This is a genomic window from Rhodothermus profundi, assembly GCF_900142415.1.
GTDB lineage: Bacteria > Bacteroidota > Rhodothermia > Rhodothermales > Rhodothermaceae > Rhodothermus > Rhodothermus profundi.
Genome location: NZ_FRAU01000009.1, coordinates 106,876 through 127,723 on the forward strand (window position 1 = coordinate 106,876; position 20,848 = coordinate 127,723).

A 20,848-nucleotide genomic window follows, 5' to 3' on the forward strand; every position below is an offset into this window, starting at 1 on the left:
GTAGTTTCTGCTGATACCGAAACGCACCGAAGATATAGCAAAACGATGAGAAAACCCAACGTCTTTCGGGATACCATGCGCAGGGGCCTCCTGCTGGGCCTTGTATGGCTGGTTCTGACGGCGCAGGCGCAGGAGCGCCCACCGGTTCCGCCAACACCCGCTGAGGTTCGTTTGCGGTCGTTTCAGGAGCGGATGGCCCGTCTGGAGCGCTCGCTCGTGCGCAACGTGCCATTCCGGAGCATTGGCCCCACGATCATGAGCGGCCGGGTGGTGGACATAGACGTTAACCCGGACAACCCGACCGAATTCTATGTGGCCTATGCCTCGGGAGGGCTCTGGAAGACGGAAAACAATGGAATTTCCTTTCGGCCGCTCTTCGAGCGCGAGGCAACCATGACGATGGGGGACATTGCGGTGGACTGGCAGCGCGGGATTATCTGGGTGGGGACCGGCGAAAGCAACTCCAGCCGTTCTTCGTACGCTGGCACCGGCGTGTATCGCTCGACAGACGGTGGGCGCACCTGGGAACATCTGGGACTGGCCGAAACGCACCACATTGGTCGTATCGTACTGCATCCCGATGATCCCAACACGGTCTGGGTAGCTGCCGTGGGGCACCTGTACTCCCCTAACCCGGAACGAGGGGTCTACAAAACAACCGATGGGGGACGCACCTGGCGCCGCGTGCTCTACGTGGATGAAAATACAGGGGCTATCGACCTGGTGATCGACCCGACTAATCCGGACGTGCTCTATGCAGCGATGTGGCACCGAGAGCGGCGCGCCTGGAACTTTGTCGAGGCCGGTCCCGGCTCCGGCATCTACAAATCGACGGACGGTGGCGAGACCTGGCAACGCCTCAACGTAGAAGGCAGCGGATTCCCAACTGGCGAAGGTGTTGGGCGCATCGGACTGGCCCTTTATCCGGAGAATCCGCAGATCCTCTATGCGTTGCTCGATAATCAGTACCATCGCCCCGAAGAAAAAAAGGAAAAGCGCGCGCTGACCAAAGAGGACTTCCTGGAAATGCGCCGGGAAGATTTTCTGGCGCTGTCAGACGACTCGCTGGAAGCGTTTCTTCGGGAGCATAACTTCCCGCGCATCTATACAGCCCAGAAGGTTAAAGCTATGGTGCGGCGCGGAGAGATTGAGCCGCGCGCGCTTTACGATTACCTGACCGACGCGAACCGAGAGCTGTTCGAAACACCAGTCATTGGTGCCGAAGTTTATCGCTCAGACGACGGAGGACGTACCTGGCGCCGCACGCACGAGGCGTACCTGGACAACGTGTACTTCTCCTACGGCTACTACTTTGGCCAAATTCGGGTCGACCCCAGTGATCCAGATCATGTCTATATCTTGGGCGTGCCCATTCTGGTCTCTGAAGACGGCGGACGCACCTGGCGCTCCATCAACGAGGAGAACGTGCACGTGGATCACCATGCCCTCTGGATCAATCCCATGCGACCCGGACATCTGGTCAATGGCAACGACGGCGGCGTGAACCTGACCTATGATAATGGAAAGACGTGGTTTAAGGCCAACACGCCACCGGTAGGGCAGTTCTACTCGGTAGCGGTTGACAGCGCTTTTCCTTATAACGTTTATGGGGGGTTGCAGGACAACGGCGTCTGGGTAGGGCCCAGCACCTACACGTTCAGTTATGAATGGTATGCCGAGGGACGTTATCCGTACGAGCGCTTGCTGGGCGGCGACGGCATGCAGGTGCAGGTTGATCCGCGCACGAATGATATCGTCTACACGGGCTTCCAGTTCGGTAATTACTTCCGAATTGAGCGCAAAACAGGACGGCGCATTTCGATCAAGCCCCGTCACAAACTGGGCGAAACGCCGCTGCGGTTCAACTGGGAAACACCTATCTTTCTCTCGCGCCACCACCCCGACATTCTATATCTGGGCTCAAACAAGCTGCATCGATCCCTGAACCGAGGGGACGACTGGGAAACCATCTCAGGCGATCTGACGCGCGGCGGTCGCAAAGGGGACGTCCCCTACGGCACGCTCACCACCATTGCAGAGTCGGAGCTCCGGTTTGGGCTCATCTATGTGGGTAGTGATGACGGCCTAGTACACGTAACCCGGGATGGCGGCGTTACCTGGACCCGCATCTCGGACGATCTCCCTCAGCATCTCTGGGTGAGCCACGTGGAGCCCTCGCAGCATGTGGAAAGCCGGGTCTATGTGGCGCTCAACGGGTATCGATGGGACGATTTCACCCCGTATCTCTATCGCTCAGAAGATTACGGCCAGACCTGGACGCGCATTGGAACGGACCTGCCCTACGAGCCGATTAACGTCGTGCGCGAAGACCCTTACAATCCAGACATCCTCTACGTAGGCACCGATGGGGGGCTCTACGTCTCACTCGACCGGGGACGTTCGTTCATGCCCTTTTACGAAGGATTGCCCCATGCGCCGGTGCATGATCTGGTCATTCATAAACGGGCTCGTGATCTGGTAGTGGCCACGCATGGTCGCTCGCTTTATGTTGCGGATCTGGAGGAGATACAGCAACTTACGCCGGAGCTTTTGCGCCAGCCGCTCCACGTGTTTGCCATCGATACGCTGCGGCACAATCCAACCTGGGGGCGTCGGCGGGCGGTCTGGATGGAACCAGATACGCCTGTGGTTCGGATCCCGTACTATAGTCGAGAAGCGGGTCTGGTAACCATTCGGATCCTGACAGAGGATACCCTGCTTCTGGCTACTCGGGTAGACACGGCTGAGGTCGGTCTTAACTATCCCGTCTATGACCTGACCATTGACACGGCACAGGTGGCAGCCTTCAATGCCCGACGCGATGCGAAAGCGCAGGTAAAGGCAGCCGACAATGGGCGCTACTACCTCCCACCGGGCACCTACACGGTAGAGCTGGTACGGAGTGGGGCTGTTGCGCGCGGAACGCTGGTAGTTCGGGCTGGGGATCGCTCCCGGTTTTCGTCTCGTTTTGAACCTTACCGGGAATAAAGGCAGTTGCGGCTGGCTCGGAAGGGCGCTCCAGTGTTCTGGAGCGCCCTTTTTTGCTGGAGATACCGTTGCGTGGTGAGCCGCGGGGGGTGTTCGGTTATCTGGGACACCTTTTGCGCGAAAAGAAAAGCGCTCCGCCTTGCATCCTGTTTATAAGGAGCACATCTTCTCTGTCAAGCGGGCGTTTCATCCTGAATGATCAAACCTCCGGGTAGGAACGGAAAACGTTCGGACCTTATCTCCGGAGAAAAGGCGCGCAGCGTTTAGGCTGCTGGCGTGATTTGCCGGCGCGAGGCTACCGCTTCGGGCGAAGTCGTAGCCGGGCCTTTTCGATAACCGGCAAATCCTCCTGCCACCGCAACAGATAAAACGTGTCCCTGTCCGGTTCTTTCCACAGGATGTCGTACGGAGGCGACTGAAGCTCGGCATAACCCAGATACTGGCCCCGCCCATCCCAGATCTCCAGAAAACCAATCGGCGGATCATGCTGCTGGTCTATACTGAAATGCCCCCACCCGCCATTGGCCAGCGCAAAGACGCCCAGGCTGCGACGATGAATGCGCAGGGCAAGGCGCCCATACGGACCGCTGAAAAAGGACACGTTGTTTTTTTCCGAAGGCGGCAGGTCCCAGGGAGCTGTGCCGTCTGGCAGTTTGGTGTAGGCCGATTTGCCGGGGTGGAGGCCGGTAAGCTGCGTTGCCTGCCACTGGTCACGGTGGCGTTCCAGGCGGAAGAGTACGCCTTCATAGAGCCAGGGCGCGGCCATGAGGACGCCCTCACGATAGGCCACCCGAATGGCGCTCCGAAATGTTTGCATGGCGTAGAGGGGATCCTCGGGCGACCAGAAAAGCGAAGCGCGGGCCAGGCAGGAAGCCTGGCTAAGCCGAAACGCGCTATTGGTGAGAAAAAGAATGCAATCGTCTTTTCGGGTTCGATGACGCCCCACAAGCAGGAGGGAATCCGCCGAAAGCGGCAGCACCTGCCGTATCATCAGGGGCGGACGAGGCCGAGTGTGGAACGTTGTGCGGGCCGCATCTGCATAGATTGTGATGCGGCCGTTGATGGGATCGTTTACGTACAGCCGATTGTTTGCATCGACAAAAAACAGGCTGATCGATTCGAATTCCCCAGGTCCCTGTCCTTTGCGCCCGATGTATTTGACGAAGCGTCCGTTTGCATCAAAGACCCGCAGACGCGTGTCGCCATAGTCGTGGATGTACACATACCCCTGCCGGTCCGTAATCAGATGCTCTGGGAAGCGAAAGAAGTGGGGCTTCGTTTCTTGGGTTCCTACTGTCCATTCCGTGGAGAACGAGGCGGTCCAGGTCTGCGCCAGACAATAGGATGGTGGCAAAGCAACAAAGAGTATTGCCATAGAAATGGCTTTGGGCAACATGGTAAACTTATTCAGGTTGTGAATAGGGGGCAATCGCCCCATGTGTCTAGATCAACATAGCAGTACGGTCTTCCATCAAAGACAAACTGATAGCTTGAAACTCCACCGGCATCGAACAGCTCCGCAGCAATTAGGTGTGTAGGAGATTATGGTTGTCCATCAAAAGGTAATCGATAACGAACCACCTCTTGGAGGCCATCGGGGTCATTCCTGATGCCCCAGGCCTGTCCCTGCTGCACCACTTCCAGATTAACGGAGCCTTCCAGAACAATCTGGCGTTGGTCTTTTTTGGAAACGACCAAATACACGGCCTGGTCTGTGACTTCTGGTCCCTGTTGCAGCCGGAGCCACACGCGTCGCTGGTCGTCCAGCAGCAGATCGTCGGTATAGGGCCAGTAATTGCGCTGGGGGCGAGGATAGCAAGAGATTTGTACCTCGGGGGAGCCAGCCGCCGCATCCGGTCCACGGCCTGCTGCCACTGCGCCTGCGTAAACGGGAGGCGTTGCGTGATCCAAAAGAGAAGGTGGATCCAACGCTGGCGTATTCCTCGGTTTCCCAGGCACATAGAATAGAAGGTCTGAAAAACTGACGCTGGGGACAAAAAATGGCTCAGTAAGCCCAGCACGACTATGGGCAGGATTGCGGGCCAAGAGATTCCCTGCTTCGTAGCACCTCTCCTCTGAGCTTGGCAGTTCGCACCCGATGGGCCTCGGGCCGGCCACCGAAGGGGCGGGCCAGACGACCGGCCGCGCACCCGGAAGTAACACACATTGTCAAGCACCTGAGCGATTTATGTCAAATATGGAGTGGCGGAGGGAACAATCGCTGTCTGAAAAAAGGGTTCATTGTGACGGGAGACGATAGCGTACCACGGAGGTCAAACCATCCGAATCAACCTGAATGCCCCATGCGTAACCGTGATGGATCGTTTTTAATTCGACGGCTCCCTCAAAGACAACAAATCCAAGTTTTTCAGTCCAGTAAATCGTTCGATGAGGCGTCTGCTTCCCGGATTCAATCCGCACCCAGATACGTCCCTGAGCATCCATGAGTAACGCATTCACATATGGCCAGTGTGTGCGTTTCGGTTGCTTTTGGAGCTTAAGTGGATATCCCGGAGGAATTACGTCCGGATGAATCAGTGGCCAAAGCAATGACGCGACCGAAATGTTCAGGCGGAAGAATAAGGTCCGGGGACAGGTACAGCGTGTCCTGTCCCCGGACCGCACCTCCCAATCCTAACCACAGGCAGAGTGTCAGAATCCCTCTCTTCCAGGGCCTCCTCGCTGTTGCGAATCTCGCTACCATAGGCTTTGCGGTTCAGGAAGCACGGTCTGCCTGGCGCTGCTGCCGGCGGGTATGCACCAGATAGAAAAAGGCCAGCGTAAAGAAGGCCAGGACAAAGCCCAGATGTTCAGTTGCCTGGGCCAGGAAGGCTGCCAGCACCATCAGGCCGATGACGGCCCAGTAGAGGCTGTAGGCCACCCAGTCCGGCAACTGTTGATAGACCCGGCGAAAGGGGAGAAAGAGTAAAAAGATGCTCAGGATCAGCAGGATCGGTAACCAATCTTGAGGCTTCATGGGACCGTCTCCTTTTGTTAAAGGTTCAGCTTTGATCTGAAAATGCTTGGAATGTGCGATACCTCTTCAGATATCGTACGCCTGCTCCCAGAGCAATAGTGGCAAGAAATAGAGAAAAATATTTATTCTGTTCCTCCATGAAGGCAACAGCCAGAAAGAACAGCGCCAGTCCGCCCATGATGAGCAAAGCAAGGAGCGGCGGCATCCTTTTCCATGTAAATGTCAATGGGTAGAGCAAAAGAATCAGCAGCAAAGGCAAGATTGTTGTAATCATGGTTACAAGCTACCGTTGTCAATATTGACAGACAGAACCATCCCTTCCTTCACAGAAGGAGCATAATGTCAGATACGCACAAGGCCAATATATAACTGGACCTGCCGTGGTACAAACCAGTAACGCTACTGGATGTTCGACCCAGCCACAGCAGTGAGTTCAGGATTCTGTTGCCCGCAAAGTGATGGGCTGCCTACGCCTCCGGCCTTTAAGCCACAGGCAGGGAAAGAGCGGATTCCCTGCTACCACGCGCAGCGGATCGTCGGGAAAAACACTGAGACCACGCCATGCAGCTTGCCGCCTGGTTCGGTGGGATCGACAGATGAGGGCGTTGATGCTGCTGCTATTGCAGGAGGGCAGCGTTGGAGGGTCGGGAGGTGGCCGTCTCAGCGTAGGCAAGCGGCTCGAACAGAAGGCGGGGCATGAGTTGGTCCCGCACGTGAAAAAACGCATCGCGCAGGGAGTCGGGTACCGGTTTGCCGGGCGGTAGCTTTTCGCGCAGGGGATCTACCTGGCGACCGTTTTTCCAGAAGCGGTAGCACACGTGCGGGCCGGTGGCCAGGCCGGTGCTGCCCACGTAGCCGATCACCTGTCCCTGGCGCACGCGCACGCCCCGCCGAATGCCTTTCGCAATGCGCGAGAAGTGCAGGTAGCCGGTTGTGTAGGTTGCATTGTGCCGGATCTTGACGTAGTAACCGTTGGCGCGCGTGTAGCCGGCGGCCACCACGACGCCGTCGCCGGTAGCATAGACCGGCGTGCCGGGCGGGGCAGCATAGTCGGTACCCAGATGGGGTTTGTAGCGCTTCTGGATCGGATGAAACCGGCGCAGACTGTAGCGTGAGGTGATTCGGCTATAGCGCAACGGAGCTTTCAGGAAGGCCTTGCGCAGGTTGTAGCCGTTTTCGTCGTAGTAATCCACACCGCCAGCGTGTTCAAACCGAAACGCATAGAAATCTTCACCCCGGTGCTGAAAGCGGGCGGCCAGGACGCGGGTGATGCCTACCGGCTCACCGTCGATGCGCGTCTCCTCGTAGAGCGCCACGAAGCGGTCGCCCTGCTGAATGCGGTAAAAGTCGATCTGCCAGGCAAAAATTTCAGCAAGCCGGAGGGCCAGTTCCGGATCGGCATGGGCTTCCTGCAGGGTTTCGTACAGGGAGCGCGTGATCGTTCCGGCTACGCGTCGAACGACGTGCTCGGCAGCGCGTCGGCCCACATAGACCTGCAGGGGCTTCCGCAGATCAAAAACAACAAAGCGTATGGGATCGGGCTGGTAGACGAATACCCGGGCGCCGCTGGTGTCGCGATACACATGCAGGGGGCGTCCGGCCTGTAGCCGTCGCACGTTGAACACGTCGCGGGCGGCCCGGGCTAGCGCCAGCACGCGAGCGTAGGGTACGTCGTAGCGCGTCAGGATGTCGGCGAACGTCTCGCCGCGTCGGATGCGATGGGTCTCGCGCTTGAACCGCCCTTCCTCGATGCCAAAGGCATCATAATAGATAACAGGAACCGAAGATGTGGAGGAAGGCGCTTCTGCAGGCATAGAAGATGAGCGCGGAAGGGTATGGCGGGCATACCAGAAAGCCGGCAGCGCCAGCGCGAAGAGCAGTGCACCTTTGAGCAGCCACGAACGAAGCAATGCCCGCATGATGGTCTATCTGGCCTTTGCCAATCAGGAACGCAATATACAAACCGGTCTGCAGCGGAGGCAGCCCTGAAGTTTTTTTCATCGGAGGCGTTCTGCCAGCCCGCAAAAATATGTCCAGAGCGTAAGCGCAGCGAGCCGGATGGTCTGCCGGTCGCGATCCAGGCGAGGGTTGCACTCGACCAGATCCATGGATTGGACGGCCGGGCAGCGGCCGGCTTCGTAGGCCGCCTGCAACCAGCGCTCCGGAGACAGGCCATCGGTGGCCGGTGCGCTGACGCCTGGCGCGAAAGCCTGGTCAACCAGGTCGAGGTCGAAGCTGACCATGAGGGGGGTGCGCTCCGGGGAGTAAAGGTCAGCAATGCGGTCCTCTGTCAGAGCGTCGCGCCAGAAGTAGTGGGCCTGATGCTGATGCAGAAAGCGCAGATGGTCCGGGGCGGTGCTGTGCGGCAGCAACCCGGCAACGGTGTAGCTCTGGCAGCAGCCGGAGGGATGGGTAAGCGCCTGGCGAAACGGGGAACCCGAGTGGGCTTTGCCGTCGCGCAGCGGACGCACATCAGCGTGGGCATCCCAGTTCAGGATGTGGACAGGCTGCGCCGCGTGCACGTAGGCCAGAAAATGCGCGTACGCCGTCTCGTGGCCTCCGCCCAGGATGATCACCAGCTTACCGGCACGGAGCAGCGGTGCGATCAGGCGACCGAAATGCTCCTGCGAGGCCTCCAGGGTGCGCTTCATGCGAAAGTCGCCCAGATCGAACGTACGCTCCAGCAGCGCAATGAATGCCTGGCCAGCCCGGGGATCCGGAGTCAGACGGTAGAAGGCTTCGCGGATGGCCTGAGGGGCCTGGCGGGCACCGGGGCGCCCTCCATTGCGGCGCACGCCGGTGTCGGAGGGAAACCCCACCAGGACGACGGTAGCTTCTTCGGCCGAACGAACCGCCCGGCCCAGCAGTTGTCCCACGCGCAGGTCGGTGGGATCCCAGACGTCCGAGGGGACAGGTGGGGAGGTAAAGGCGTCAGCCGGTAACAGCATAGTTTTCAAAGCGCTGTCCGCCAATAAAGGTGGCCTGCACCGCGTTTGGGCGAAAATGATAGAGCCAGTGGTCCACGCTTGCTGCGTCGATCAGGATAAAGTCGGCTTTTTTGCCGGGTTCAAGCGTGCCGAGCTCGTGGTCGCGCCCGATGGCGCGGGCGGCGTAGCAGGTGGCGCCTTTCAGGGCTTCGGCTGGCGTTAGCCCGCAGAGGATGCAGGCCAACGTCATGGCCAGGGGCAGATGATAGGTGGGCGCGCTGCCCGGATTAAAGTCGGTGGCAACGGCTACCGGGACGCCAGCCTCGATAAAGCGGCGGGCATTCATCGGGCGCTGCCGCAGGTACAGCGTGGCCAGGGGAAGGGCAACGGCCACCACGCCCGCCCGGGCCATAGCCCGAATCCCTTCTTCGGCCGCATATTCCAGATGGTCGGCCGAAATGGCTCCGACTTCGGCGGCCAGCTGCGCCCCACCGCCGTCGTGCAGCTGGTCAACGTGCAGCTTGGGGCGCAGCCCGAATGCTTTGCCCCGTTCCAGAATCTGCCGGGCTTCGTCCACCGTGAAGGCCGTTTCTTCCACAAACACGTCGCAGAAGTCGGCCAGGTGCTGGCTGCCTACGTAAGGGATCAACTCATCCATCAGGAGCTGCAGGTAGGCCTCGCGGCGCTCTGCGTACTCTGGAGGGACAATATGGGCGGCCAGAAGTGTGGCAATTAGGCGCACGGGCTGGTGCGTTTGCAACCGTTGATAGACGCGCAGCAACTTCAGCTCTTCCTCAAGCGAAAGCCCGTAGCCGGTTTTGGCCTCGACCGTGGTAATGCCCAGCAGGGCCATTTCCTGCAAAAAGCGCAGGCAGCGACGGTAGAGATCGTCTTCCGAAGCTGCTCGCGTCTGTTGTACCGTGCGCCGGATGCCGCCACCCTGCCGGGCAATCTCCAGGTAAGAGACGCCCTGACAGCGCATCCGGAACTCGTCGGCCCGCCACCCTCCGAAGGCCAGGTGGGTGTGGCAGTCGATCAGGCCAGGAGCCACCAGACACCCACCGGCATCGAAGCGTTCCGCTGCCCGAAAGCGAGCCGGTAACGCAGCTTCGGGACCCACCCACACGATGGTGTCGCCTTCCCAGACCAGCGCAGCCCGCTCAATGGCGTGCAATGCAGCCTGGCCCCCTTCGGCCCGGCACGTCAGGAGCTGGCGAATGTTCGTCAATACGGGCATCAGTGTAACGGCTGGAGTTCACGGGCGACCAGGTCCGGGAGCTCCCGACTCCGGATCATTGCCAGGCAGCGGGCAATGTCCTCCTGATAGAAGTGGTCGGCTTCCCGATGGGGTACCTGTTTTCGAACGTACCGGTGGACGATTTCCACGCCTCGGCCAGGCCGCAGTGGAAGCCGGTAGTCGAGCGCCTGCGCAGCCGTGAACAGCTCAATGGCCAGCACGTGCTCGACATTCTCCAGCACGTTGAGCAGCTTGAGGGCGCTGATGCTGCCCATGCTCACGTGATCTTCCTGACCCAGGCTGGTCGGGATGGAATCGACCGAGGCTGGGTGGCAGAGCACCTTGTTTTCGGAAACCAGCGCGGCGGCTGTGTACTGCGGAATCATGAAGCCCGAATTGATGCCCGTGTCTTTCATCAGCAGGCGTGGCAGGCCGTCGTGCCCTTCCAGGAGCAGGTAAATGCGGCGCTCCGAAATGCTGGCCAGTTCGGCCAGGGCCATGGCGGCCAGATCGAGCGCCAGGGCCAGCGGCTGGCCGTGAAAGTTGCCTCCGCTCAGAATGTCGCCGTTTTCAAAGACAAGCGGATTGTCGGTGGCTGCGTTGATTTCGATTTCCACGACGCGTCGGGCATAGTCCAGCGCGTCCCGGCTGGCGCCGTGCACCTGGGGCACGCAGCGCAGGCAGTAGGGATCCTGCACCTTGCCACAGTGCCGGTGCGATTCGAGAATTTCGCTATCGACCAGCAGGATGCGGACGTTTTCGGCCACGCGGATCTGCCCGGGATGAGGACGCACAGCCTGGATGCGGGGGTCAAACGGCTTGATGCTGCCCTGCAGGGCCTCCAGGCTCATAGCGGCCAGGATGTCGGCCACTTTCACCAGGTTCAGGGCTTTTTCGAGCACGTAGGCCCCGCAGGCGCTCATAAGCTGGGTGCCGTTGATGAGCGAAAGGCCGTCTTTGGGTTGCAGCCGGATGGGGGACAGGCCGGCCTCAGCCAGCACCTCAGCAGCCGGACGCACCGCGGTGCCCTCTCTGTTCCAGAAGTAGCCATGCCCGATCAGCGGCAGGGCCAGATGGGCCAGGGGGGCCAGATCGCCTGAAGCGCCCACGCTGCCCCGGCTGGGCACGGCCGGGATCAGGTCGCGCTCGGCAAAATCCAGCAGCCGCTCGAAGGTGGAAAGGGAGATGCCCGAATAGCCAAGGCCCAGAGCGTGGATTTTGAGCAGCAGCATCAAGCGGCATAGCTCCCGAGGCAGCCAGGGCCCTGCGCCGACCGCGTGGCTGATGAGCAGGTTCTCCTGCAACTGAGCCAGTCGGTCGGCTGGAATACGCGTGCGCGCCAGAGCCCCGAAGCCTGTGTTGATGCCGTAATAGACGCCGCCGCTCTGGAGGGCTGCTTCTACGCGTGCCCGGGCGGCAGCTACGGCCGATGCATCCTGCCGCAGTTCCTGGAGGCGCCGCTCCAGGTCGTCGTACAGAGAAGCGATCCGGACCGAACAGGTAAGCGCTGGGGTAACGGGTTCCATAGGCGTTCAGTTAGCCGGTGATCATGGGTAGGTCAAGGCCCCGTTCGCGGGCTGTCTGGATGGCCAGTTCGTAGCCGGCGTCAGCATGACGCATGACGCCAGTTCCCGGATCGGCAGTCAGCACCCGTTCCAGCCGCAGATCAGCCTGTTCGGTGCCATCGGCCACACAGACCATGCCCGCATGGATCGAGTAGCCAATGCCCACGCCCCCACCATGATGGATCGATACCCAGCTAGCCCCGCAGGCCGTGTTAAGCAGCGCGTTGAGGAGCGGCCAGTCGGCAATCGCATCGGAGCCGTCTTTCATGCCTTCGGTCTCCCGATTGGGCGAGGCAACAGAGCCCGCATCCAGATGATCGCGGCCAATCACAATGGGCGCTTCAATCTTGCCTTTTCGGACCAGCCAGTTGAACTTCAGGCCCATTTCGGCCCGTTCGCCATATTCAAGCCAGCAGATGCGTGCCGGCAGACCCTGGAAACGCACCTTTTCGCGTGCTTTCTGGATCCAGCGCACCAGGCTTTCTTTGTGAGGGAACGTTTCGATGACGGCCTGGTCGGTGACTGCAATGTCGTTCGGATTGCCTGACAGCGCCGCCCAGCGGAACGGCCCGGCTCCCCGGCAAAAGAGCGGGCGGATAAAGGCCGGCACAAAGCCCGGGATGCGGAAGGCCTCCTGCATGCCACGGTGGTCGGCCACCTGTCCGCGCAGGTTGTTGCCATAGTCGAAGACGATCGCACCCTGTTCCTGCAAGCTGAGCATGGCCTCCACGTGCCGCTGCATGGAGTCGAGCACGGCCTCCTCGTAGCCTTTCGGGTCTTTTTCCCGGAAGGCCGCCGCCGATTCCACCGTGTGGCCCGAGGGGATATAGCCATAGCGCAGGTCGTGGGCTGCCGTCTGATCGGTAACGACGTCGGGCACAATGCCCCGGCGCACGAGCTCAGGCAGCACGTCCGCGATGTTGCCCAGGAGTCCCACGGAAAGGGCTTCGCCGTTGGCGCGGGCCCGTAGTACCTTGTCCAGGGCCTCGTCCAGGTCTGTGCACATCTCATCCAGATAGCCCGTTTCAAGGCGGCGCTGAATGCGAGCCGGATCGATTTCCACGCCGAGGAAGGCTGCTTCATTCATCGTGGCGGCCAGGGGCTGAGCGCCGCCCATGCCGCCCAGACCTGCAGTGACTACCAGCCGTCCTTTGAGCGTGCCTCCAAAATGCTGGCGGGCACATTCGGCGAAAGTCTCGTAGGTTCCCTGGAGGATGCCCTGCGTGCCGATGTAGATCCAGGAGCCCGCGGTCATCTGGCCATACATGATCAGGCCCAGGGCTTCCAGCCGCCGAAATTCGTCCCAGGTAGCCCAGCGCGGCACCAGGTTGCTGTTGGCGATCAGCACGCGCGGAGCCATTTCGTGCGTGCGAAAGACACCGACCGGCTTGCCGCTCTGCACCAGCAGCGTTTCGTCGTTCTCCAGCCGCTTGAGGGTTTCAACGATTTTGTGGAAGCAGGCCCAGTTGCGGGCAGCCTTGCCCGTGCCACCGTAGACGATCAGCTCATCCGGCTTTTCAGCGACGTCCGGATCCAGATTATTCATCAGCATGCGGAGGGCGGCTTCCTGGTGCCAGCCTTTGCAGTGCAACTGGGTGCCGCGAGGAGCCCGAATGACGGTCCGTGTCGTTTCCATGGCCGTGTGAGTGGATGGTGTTCGAAGCGCTTCCGATCTGCATGCAAAACGCTTCGGCCTCTGGGAAAGTTCAGGCTGTTGAGTGCTTTTCTGGCATCCAGGGGGTCTCTGCTGTGCCCCGGCGATGGTTGACCCAGCGCGCCAGCACGAACAGCAGGTCCGAAAGGCGATTCAAAAAACGTAAGACCTCTGGGTTAAGCGTCTCCTGTTGCAGGGCTTCGACCACGAGCCGTTCGGCCCGGCGGCAGACCGTGCGGGCTACGTGCAGCGTGGCCGCAGCGGGTGCACCGCCTGGCAGAATGAAGGTTTTCAAAGGGGGAAGCTGGGCTTCCAGACGGTCGATTTCCCGTTCAAGGCTGTCGATGTGGTCTGCTTTGATGCGGACGGTACGGGCCCGGCTGTCGAGCGGGGTGGCCAGGTCGGCTCCCACCTCGAAGAGCATGCCCTGAAGACGCTGAAGAAGGGTTTCCAGGTCAGATTCCTCAGAGAGCAACTGCGTACGTGCCAGTCCCAGCCAGGCGTTCAGCTCATCTACGGTCCCATAGGCGGCAATCAGCGGATGGCTTTTGGGCACGCGTCCGCCGCCAAACAGGCCGGTTGTGCCGTCGTCTCCTGTGCGGGTGTAGATCTTCATGAGAGCGTCGGGGTTTCGGTGATCGGATGAAGGTAGTGAATGCAACGCATGCCATCGGGCAGGTCGTGGATACGTGCTTTCATGCGAAAGACGCGAGCGATCAGGTCTTCGGTGAGCACCTCATCGGGTGGTCCGTCGGCTACCAGGTGTCCCTGGTGCAGGACCAGCAGTCGGTCGGCGTAGCGGGCAGCCAGCGACAGATCATGAAAGACCGCCACGACTGTGCGGCCGGCCGCGACCAAGTCGCGCACGCGATCGAGAAATTCAAACTGATAATGCACGTCCAGGTGGGCGGTGGGTTCGTCGAGCAGGAGCAGGTCTGCTTCCTGAGCCAGTGCCTGGGCCAGAAAGACGCGCTGTTGCTCTCCGCCGCTGAGCGTGTGGATCAGGCGATGCGTGGCGTCTGCCAGATCAACGGTCGCCAGAGCCTCGCGCACGCGGACCCGATCGGTCGTCGTGAAAGGTTCCAGCCAGCCTTTATGGGGCGCTCGTCCCAGCAACACGATATCTTCAACGGTGAAGTCGAAGGCGAGCGTGGGGGCCTGGCGCACCACAGCTACCCGCCGGGCCAGGGCGCGGCGGGGCCAGCTCTGCAGCGGCCGCCCTTCCAGGAGCAGTTGTCCGCTGTAGGGCAACACGCCGCTGATCGTACGAATCAACGTCGTTTTACCGCTGCCGTTTGGTCCCAGCAAGCCCACAAAGGAACCGGCCGGAATCTGGAAGGTGAGTCCGTGTAGAATCGTGCGCCCACCAAGCGCTACCTGTAATCCATTTGCTGTGACCATGCAGCCAGTAACCTGTCTCCGGAATCGACGCTCTTATGCTACAACGGTCGGAGGTCTGGTGCAAGCCGGTTTGCTGCTTCTTCTGATTTTGACCGGATGCGACACGCGGCAACAGGAAGATTTTCTGAGCGCGGCCCTCCGGCCGCCGGAAGGCTTCACCCGAACCGACGAAAATGGGCAGGTGCTTTCTGTGGATCCAGACGACTGGCGCGTGGCGCCGGCCTACCGGGGATATCTTCGTTTTGATCCGGCCTATCCCAACCCGTTTTCTGGCGGCGAGGTGCGGTTGCCCTTTTATGTCTTTTCTTCGCTGAGCGGCGGGTTGAGCCTCTGGGCCAACGATGTAGAGGGCCGGCCGCGCTTGCTCGACGAGCATCCGTCGCTCACGCAGCCCGGTGCCTATGTGTTTACGTTCGATCCTGCTGTGCTGACACCCGACCGCAACCTGGCTCGTCTGGAAGGGCTCCACCGACTCTACGTCTACCGGGGCACCGATCTAGTTTCGTACGGAGACCTGATGATCCAGGTGCCCTGATAGCATGCGGGTAATTTCTAGAAGGAAAATGGCTGTCGTGAGGACGCACCTGGCACCCACCAGGATAGGCTGCATCCTGCTGGTGGGGTGGGGAAGCGTGTTGGTGGGGAGCGGAGGATGTCGCAGTGTTCCTGCAGCATTGGAGGCATCGGACGCCTTCGAAGCGCCTGCGTTCGTACTGGAAGCTATTCCTGTGTTGCGAAATGGCAGGTCAGGCGTTGAGCTATATCTAGGGCTCAGACCACGTTCGCTGGTTTTTGTGGAGGTGGACACAGCCTATCGGGCGACCTATGAAGTGCTGGTTCGACTTCTGGACGAAATGGGACAGGTGCGTTATGAACAGGCTTTTCATGATACGCTCTGGGTTCCGAGCTTTGCGGCGACGCGCACGCACGCCTTCCAGGTGTGGCATCGGTTTGTAGCCTATCAACCGGGCCGGTATCGGCTGGAGGTGACGGTGATGGATCGGAGCAGCCGGCGCTATGCGACGCATCGCCGTCAGATCCATCTGTTAGATCCGACCGCTCAGGGCCCTGTGCTCAGCTCTGTGTGGTTGATGCAGCGTGCGGCCGATGGACGCTATGCGGTCTATCCGGGTCTCCATGTCGCGGCCGCAGGCGATTCGCTGCGGGCTGCAGTCAAGCTGTTCAGGCTGAGGCCGCAGCATCAGGTGCAGGTGCAAATGCGCCTGATGTATTTTCTAACGGATACCAGTGCGGCGCGTTTGCCGTATGACCTGATGCCAATGCCTGGCACGCTGCCTTATCAGGGCATCCGGTATGACCGTCCGGAGACGCTCCGGGTGTCTACGCGCCGGGTGGAAGGGTTAAGGGGTCAGATACAGGTAGATTTTCCCTTACCTCCTCTGGTGAAACGGGGTGTCTATCGGGTGGAGGTGGTCGCTCAGGTTGAAGGGCAGCACCGTTCGATCCTTAGTCGCCGCGAGCTGGCTGTGCATAGCCCTGCCTTTCCACAGGTGACGACGCTGGATCAGATGGTCGAGGCTCTGGTCTATCTGACCTATCCAGAGGAATGGGCGTTTCTGCGCGCGGCTCGGACGCCCGTGGAGCTCCGGCATCGCTTTGATGCCTTCTGGGGACGCCTGATCGGCGATCGACGTAGGGCAGCGCGTTTGCTTCGCCTGTACTATGAGCGCATTGAACAGGCCAACTGGCAGTTCACTACCTTTAAAGAGGGCTGGCAGACGGATCGGGGCATGGTCTACGTGATACTGGGGCCTCCTTTCTTTATCGAAGAGCGGTTTGATGCGCACCTCTGGTATTACACGTACAATGAGCAGGATTCGCGCTACGTGTTTGTGTTTGAGCGTGTGTACCAGTCCGGGGCAGCGTTCGGGCATTACGTGCTTCGTCGCCACCCTTTCTACTACGAAGTATGGCAACAAGCGCTGAGGCGCTGGCGCACGGGGCAGGTGCTTTAAAAGTCGGTGCCATTGGCAGGCACATAAAACTGACGAATCGCCCGGATGGCAGTAGGGTCACCCGAAATGCGCCGTGCTGTTTCGACAATGCGCATCAGTTGCTCCTGGGAGAGCGGCTTATCGATGGCGCTTACCTCATAGGCAAACCCGTAGCGGCTAAAATCCCGGTGGCTTGATTGCAGGTTGCTGGCCCCGGCTTCGTAGATGGCGTCGCTGATTGCTTTTTTTGTTCCTCGCGCATCGCTATGCACGACGCTGAGCACCCAGTATGGTGGTTCGGCTTCGACGCCAATCACTTGTCCTGGACCAAACACCGTGTCGCGCACGGTGCCGTACTTATTGAACAGATGGGCCGTGCCGGCTACGTAGGCCGCAATGCGCGGCTGAGCTTCCTGCGTTGCTGCGCCGATGTGGGGCGTGCAGACAATCTCTGGAATGCCGGCATACGGGTTGTGCCAGGTGTCGTCCTTGCTGGCAGGTTCACTGGGGTAGACATCGACCGCGGCTGCCTGCACATGTCCCTCCTGAACCGCTCGGATCAGGTCTTCCGGTTTATGGATAAAGCCTCGGGCTGCATTGATAAAGATGCGGGGGCTATTGGGTCCGCGTTCTGCTCCGAGCTGGGCGAAGTGTTCGTACGTGATCAGGTTGCGATTGGAGCGGCCGCGGTGATCTTCGGCCGACACATGGACCGTCACAAAGTCGGCCACGCGGAATGCTTCGGTCAGCGTTCGGCAGGCTGTCCAGCCCAGCGTGCGGCCTACTTCGCGGGCTACTTCACGGTTGTCGTAGAAGTAAACCTGCATGCCAAACTTTTCGGCCATCTGGGCCACCTGCTTACCGATATTGCCCAGGCCGATGATGGCGATGGTTTTGCCCTGCAGCTCGTACCGTTTGCGATTATCCTTGGTCCATACGTGACGATGAGCTGCTTCATTGGCCTGGAAGACCCGACGCGCCAGGCAGATCATCTCGCCGAAGACCAGCTCAACGACCGAGCGCGCGTTGCTGATGGGGTCGTTCATCACCATGACCCCTTCCCGTGCGCAGGCTTCCTTGTCTACTGAGTCGTCTCCAATGCAGCAGAGAATGACAGCGGCCAGGTTTTCCGAGGCCTGCAGCACGCGCTCGTCGACAAGAAAGCGGCTGCGCTTAAAAATTAGATCATGCTGCCCTTCCTTCAGGCGCTCAATGACGGCCTCGGGCTGTTGCACGACGGCATCCGGTAGCCGTTCGGGTTCAATGCCCTGAGCGCGCAGGTAATCATCCAGGCTGGGATCGGGGTGCTCCAGAATGAGCGCCTTTTTGAACTGATCGTTGAGGAAGCGGACGCCATCAATTTTGGCCATGGGACCCTGAGGGAGTGATCACGTGGGGGCAGAAGCCTGGCACTTCAACGCAATGTGTGGGAAAAGGTGCGCTGCCTTCACAGGGTCCCCACAAAAGAAAGCGCTTCCTTTCTTGATTTATCACTTGCTACGGTTTATTTTTAATGAACGGTTGTTCAATCTTTCGTGTAGTACCATTGAGTCGTAACGAACTGCAGGAAGCGATCCTGGAAGCCGCCCAGTACCTGCTGATCCGCGAAGGATACGGCAGTTTGACCATGCGGCGCATCGCGCAGCGGGCTGGTTGCAGTGTCGGAAGTCTTTACCTGTATTTTGACAATAAGGAAGGACTGCTGTTTTCGCTGCTGGATCGGGCGCAAGAGCGACTGGCCGAACGCTTCTTTGATCCGAAGATTCAATCCATTGAGGAGCCACGAGCGCGGTTGCAGGCGTTAGCCCGAGCCTATGTAGACTTTGGACTGACGTATCCTGAATCCTACGAAATTCTGTTCATGCTGCATCCGCGGGAGCTGGCTTCCTATCCGGAGGAGCGGATGCAGCGGGCTTATCGATTGCTGGATCCCATTGTGGAGGCCATTGAGGACTACGTGCACCGCCATGGGTTGGAAATGCCGGACGTTCGCGTAGCAGCGGTGTCGTTCTGGAGCGCGCTGCATGGCATTGTCAGCTTGCTGCTGGCCGGACGCCTGGTGCGGCTACGGCTGGAAGTGGACCACGAAGCGCTGATCGAACACGCTATCCGGCAGGCCATCGGTGGACTCTGCCGGCTCATGCGACGCAAAGATAATCGCGAAGTATGACCGAACTGGACGGCAGCGTACGTTACCTGGATCTGAACTATCTGGGCACAGATCAACTGATCGCCTGTGCCGTCCTGGAAGCCCCTGAAGGATTGTTGCTGGTAGATCCAGGGCCAACTTCTACGCTAGCGCATCTGAAGGCTGCCTTGCAAGAGGCGGGTGCTTCGCTGAATGATGTGCGCGCGCTGCTGCTAACGCACATTCATCTGGACCATGCCGGCGCGACCGGGTCCATTGTGGCCGAAGCCCCGCATGTGCAGGTATTTGTGCATCGCTTGGGAGCACCGCACCTGGTGGATCCAAGTCGTCTGCTGGCCAGCGCTCGCCGGCTCTACGGGGAATTGATGGAGCCGCTCTGGGGAGCGGTGCTGCCGGTGCCGGAGAGCCAGGTGATAGCGCTCGATGGAAACGAACGGATCCGCCCCGGTGGACGTCCCCTGGAAGTGGCGTATACACCGGGCCATGCGGTGCATCACGTCAGTTTTCTGGATCTGGATACGGGCACAGCCTTTGTCGGCGACACGGCGGGCATGCAAATTACGGGCACGCGCTGCGTGCTCCCGGTAGCGCCGCCTCCTGACATTCAGGTAGAGGCCTGGCATGAGAGCTTGCAGCGCATCGCCCAATGGCGGCCGCGACGGCTTTTCGTCACGCACTTTGGCCCTTCGGAAGACCCCGAGGAACACCTGGATCAGATGGCTCGCCGGCTTGATGCGATGCTTGAGGCGGTGCAGCGCTCGCTGGCTGCTGAGGGGGAGGATGCGCAGCGGGCCGACGCATTTCATGAAAGCGTGATGGCGGAAATGCGCGCCTGCCTTCAGGACGAGACGCTCGTGTCCCGCTATGAGCAGTTTGGCCAGCCGCGAGCAAGCTGGTTTGGGCTGGCGCGTTACTGGCGGCGCAAGCAGGAGCAGCGTACCTCGTAATTATTATCGTCTCTCATGTGTAACAAATCAACTGCTAGGGGCCTATGCTACCCAGAACCTATCGCAAGCTGGTTGCGCGGCGGCTGACGTCCAACTTTCGTGAAGCCGCTGAACTTGTCGAAGTACCGATGCCTCGTCCCGGACCCGGTGAGGTGTTGATCCGCAACCGTTTCGCAGGGGTGAATGCCACGGATGTCAACATCACGGCTGGCCGTTACTATCCCACCACAACGCCTCCCTTTGACCTGGGCGCCGAAGCTGTTGGCGAAGTCGTAGCCGTAGGAGAAGGCGTAGAAAATCTCAAACCGGGTGATCCTGTAGGCACTATCAGGCTGGGGAGCGGCTACGCCGAATATCAACTCGTACCGGCCAGGCATGCGATCCCGGTGCCAGAGGTTTCGCCCGAAGTAGTTAGCCTCCTTATCAGCGGACTGACTGCCTCAATTTCGCTGGAGGAGGTGGCGCGCATTCGGGCCGGGGAGACCGTTCTGGTAACGGCCGCTGCCGGTGGAACCGGCCAGTATGCCGTGCAACTGGCCCGCCTGGCTGGCTGCACGGTGATTGGTACCTGTGGCTCTGCGGAGAAGGCCGCCCTGCTGCGGAAGCTGGGGTGCGACCGCGTAATCAACTATCGGGAAGAAGATGTGGCCCGCGTGCTGCGCGAGGCGTTCCCGGATGGCGTAGATGTGATCTATGAAAGCGTCGGTGGTGCGCTGTTCGATCTGTGCCTCAAGGCGCTGGCGCGGCACGGCCGGCTGCTGTGCATCGGGTTCATCAGTGAGTACCTTACCGGCCCCCAGCCAGTAACGCAGCCGCGCATTTACGCACAGCTCATTGCTAAATCGGCGTCGGTGCTTGGCTTTTTCCTGCCGCACTTTGTCACGCACTTTCGCACCCATCTGCCGCGACTCTTTCAACTGTACCGCACGGGTAAACTGCACGTTGCTATCGATCCTACGCCATTTGAAGGACTAGAATCCGTAGCGGATGCGGTCGAATATTTGCATGCCGGCCGAAGCGTCGGTAAGGTGGTGGTCCGCCTGTAAAA

The 20,848-nt window shown here is 60.0% G+C and carries 18 protein-coding genes; 6 read left to right on the forward strand and 12 right to left on the reverse strand.

All coding sequences use genetic code 11. The features are described 5' to 3' along the window. The first annotated feature begins 75 nt into the window (after positions 1–75). Complete coding sequence (locus BUA15_RS12025) at positions 76–2,988, forward strand: carboxypeptidase-like regulatory domain-containing protein (RefSeq protein WP_072716234.1); 2,913 nt, start codon at positions 76–78, stop codon at positions 2,986–2,988. 295 nt (positions 2,989–3,283) lie between these two features. On the opposite strand, the gene BUA15_RS12030 is transcribed toward BUA15_RS12025, so the two are convergent. From BUA15_RS12030 to BUA15_RS12085, 11 genes are all read right to left on the reverse strand, one after another. Beyond that, on the reverse strand, positions 3,284–4,363 hold the full coding sequence (locus tag BUA15_RS12030) for a 6-bladed beta-propeller (RefSeq protein ID WP_178139421.1): 1,080 nt from the start codon (positions 4,361–4,363) through the stop codon (positions 3,284–3,286). A gap of 167 nt (positions 4,364–4,530) precedes the next feature. Then, on the reverse strand, positions 4,531–4,899 hold the full coding sequence (locus BUA15_RS12035; RefSeq protein WP_072716236.1) for a hypothetical protein: 369 nt from the start codon (positions 4,897–4,899) through the stop codon (positions 4,531–4,533). 805 nt (positions 4,900–5,704) lie between these two features. After that, entirely contained in the window at positions 5,705–5,965 is a 261-nt protein-coding gene (locus tag BUA15_RS12045; protein ID WP_072716238.1) for a hypothetical protein, read from the reverse strand. 25 nt (positions 5,966–5,990) lie between these two features. Beyond that, positions 5,991–6,239, reverse strand: coding sequence for a hypothetical protein (locus BUA15_RS12050; protein WP_072716239.1), 249 nt, complete (start codon positions 6,237–6,239; stop codon positions 5,991–5,993). A gap of 343 nt (positions 6,240–6,582) precedes the next feature. Continuing rightward, positions 6,583–7,884 (reverse strand): peptidoglycan DD-metalloendopeptidase family protein, encoded by a 1,302-nt coding sequence (locus BUA15_RS12055; RefSeq protein WP_072716240.1) that lies wholly within the window; start codon positions 7,882–7,884, stop codon positions 6,583–6,585. Positions 7,885–7,962: 78 nt separating this feature from the next. Continuing rightward, positions 7,963–8,913 carry a formimidoylglutamase gene (locus tag BUA15_RS12060; RefSeq protein ID WP_072716241.1) on the reverse strand — a complete coding sequence of 317 codons (951 nt, stop codon included), beginning with the start codon at positions 8,911–8,913 and terminating at the stop codon, positions 7,963–7,965. Then, entirely contained in the window at positions 8,897–10,129 is a 1,233-nt protein-coding gene (gene hutI, locus BUA15_RS12065; protein ID WP_072716242.1) for an imidazolonepropionase, read from the reverse strand. The genes BUA15_RS12060 and hutI overlap by 17 nt, the downstream gene beginning before the upstream one ends. After that, on the reverse strand, positions 10,129–11,655 hold the full coding sequence (hutH, locus tag BUA15_RS12070) for a histidine ammonia-lyase (RefSeq protein ID WP_072716243.1): 1,527 nt from the start codon (positions 11,653–11,655) through the stop codon (positions 10,129–10,131). Before hutH ends, hutI begins: the two co-directional genes overlap by 1 nt. 10 nt (positions 11,656–11,665) lie before the next feature. After that, a complete protein-coding gene (gene hutU / locus BUA15_RS12075) occupies positions 11,666–13,330 on the reverse strand; it encodes a urocanate hydratase (RefSeq protein ID WP_072716244.1) in 1,665 nt (554 codons plus the stop codon). Between the two features lie 70 nt (positions 13,331–13,400). After that, on the reverse strand, positions 13,401–13,964 hold the full coding sequence (locus BUA15_RS12080; protein WP_072716245.1) for a cob(I)yrinic acid a,c-diamide adenosyltransferase: 564 nt from the start codon (positions 13,962–13,964) through the stop codon (positions 13,401–13,403). Next, complete coding sequence (locus tag BUA15_RS12085) at positions 13,961–14,749, reverse strand: heme ABC transporter ATP-binding protein (RefSeq protein WP_072716246.1); 789 nt, start codon at positions 14,747–14,749, stop codon at positions 13,961–13,963. The genes BUA15_RS12080 and BUA15_RS12085 overlap by 4 nt, the downstream gene beginning before the upstream one ends. Here BUA15_RS12085 and BUA15_RS12090 point away from each other — a divergent pair. Further along, positions 14,748–15,284, forward strand: a complete 537-nt coding sequence (locus tag BUA15_RS12090; protein WP_245772036.1) for a hypothetical protein — start codon at positions 14,748–14,750, stop codon at positions 15,282–15,284. The two genes, BUA15_RS12085 and BUA15_RS12090, sit on opposite strands and share 2 nt — an antisense overlap. 37 nt (positions 15,285–15,321) lie before the next feature. Continuing rightward, on the forward strand, positions 15,322–16,725 hold the full coding sequence (locus tag BUA15_RS12095) for a GWxTD domain-containing protein (RefSeq protein ID WP_245772037.1): 1,404 nt from the start codon (positions 15,322–15,324) through the stop codon (positions 16,723–16,725). Here BUA15_RS12095 and BUA15_RS12100 read toward each other — a convergent pair. Next, positions 16,722–18,074 carry a phosphoglycerate dehydrogenase gene (locus tag BUA15_RS12100; RefSeq protein WP_072716248.1) on the reverse strand — a complete coding sequence of 451 codons (1,353 nt, stop codon included), beginning with the start codon at positions 18,072–18,074 and terminating at the stop codon, positions 16,722–16,724. The genes BUA15_RS12095 and BUA15_RS12100 overlap by 4 nt on opposite strands. A gap of 176 nt (positions 18,075–18,250) precedes the next feature. On the opposite strand from BUA15_RS12100, the gene BUA15_RS12105 reads away from it, so the two are divergent. The 3 genes from BUA15_RS12105 to BUA15_RS12115 are packed head-to-tail and all read left to right on the forward strand — an operon-like array spanning position 18,251 to position 20,846. Next, the gene (locus BUA15_RS12105) at positions 18,251–18,874 is read left to right on the forward strand and encodes a TetR/AcrR family transcriptional regulator (RefSeq protein ID WP_072716249.1); all 624 of its coding nucleotides are present in this window, start codon (positions 18,251–18,253) and stop codon (positions 18,872–18,874) included. Next, a complete protein-coding gene (locus BUA15_RS12110) occupies positions 18,871–19,800 on the forward strand; it encodes an MBL fold metallo-hydrolase (RefSeq protein WP_072716250.1) in 930 nt (309 codons plus the stop codon). The genes BUA15_RS12105 and BUA15_RS12110 overlap by 4 nt, the downstream gene beginning before the upstream one ends. 44 nt (positions 19,801–19,844) lie before the next feature. Then, positions 19,845–20,846 (forward strand): quinone oxidoreductase family protein, encoded by a 1,002-nt coding sequence (locus BUA15_RS12115; RefSeq protein WP_072716251.1) that lies wholly within the window; start codon positions 19,845–19,847, stop codon positions 20,844–20,846. The last annotated feature ends 2 nt before the right edge of the window (positions 20,847–20,848 follow it).